Below are 708 nucleotides of genomic sequence, written 5' to 3'. Positions count from 1 at the left end.
TGGACATCACCCGGCGGGATCCGTTGGTCGGACTGGTCGGTTCGCCGTTGGCGGATGCGGTGCCGGACACGGTGGCCGCTCTGTTCCCGGTCTCGCCCGCGGTGACGTCGCTGGGTCTGGACCTGGATGACATCGACGACCCGGGACCGGAGGCGCCGCGTGTCCGCCGCTGACCGGAGGTCCAACAAGGTGTGCCGGCTGTCGCTGGGACGGTCGGAACTGTGGAAAGAAGTGGAGTGCCTGTAATGGCTGGAGAAACGACGATCACGATCGTGGGGAACCTGACCGACGACCCGGACATGCGGTTCCTGCCCTCGGGCGCGGCGATCTGCAAGATCACCGTGGCGTCGACGCCGCGTGTGTTCGACAAGGAGTCGGGTGAGTACCGCGACGGGGAGCCGCTGTTCCTGCGGTGCACGGCGTGGCGGCAGATCGCCGAGAACATCGCGGAGTCGCTCAAGCGTGGCGACCGCGTGGTGGTGACCGGGCGGTTGAAGCTGGACCGGTGGGAGGACAAGACCACGGGCGAGAAGCGCTCGATGATGAGCCTCGACCTGGACGAGATCGGCCCGTCGCTGCGCTTCGCGACGGCGAAGGTTCAGAAGATGTCCCGCACGCGCGGCGGTGACGGCTTCACGCCGGCCGACGCGCCGGATGACGGCTGGTCTTCGGCTTCGTCCGAGTGTCCGGCGGCGTAGGCGGGAGACC

At 68.2% G+C, this 708-nt stretch carries 1 protein-coding gene; it reads left to right on the top strand.

The genetic code is table 11. The features are described 5' to 3' along the window. Window positions 1-245 precede the first annotated feature (245 nt). The gene (locus Val02_RS47000) at window positions 246-698 is read left to right on the top strand and encodes a single-stranded DNA-binding protein (protein ID WP_203905895.1); all 453 of its coding nucleotides are present in this window, start codon (window positions 246-248) and stop codon (window positions 696-698) included. The last annotated feature ends 10 nt before the right edge of the window (window positions 699-708 follow it).

It is taken from the genome of Virgisporangium aliadipatigenens, assembly GCF_016863615.1.
GTDB lineage: Bacteria > Actinomycetota > Actinomycetes > Mycobacteriales > Micromonosporaceae > Virgisporangium > Virgisporangium aliadipatigenens.
This window is presented reverse-complemented; position numbering and strand designations above follow the sequence as displayed.

Excerpts from the sequence above, each read along its gene's own strand:
- Val02_RS47000 (WP_203905895.1), top strand. The coding sequence starts at position 246 with ATGGCTGGAGAAACGACGATCACGATCGTGGGGAACCTGACCGACGAC.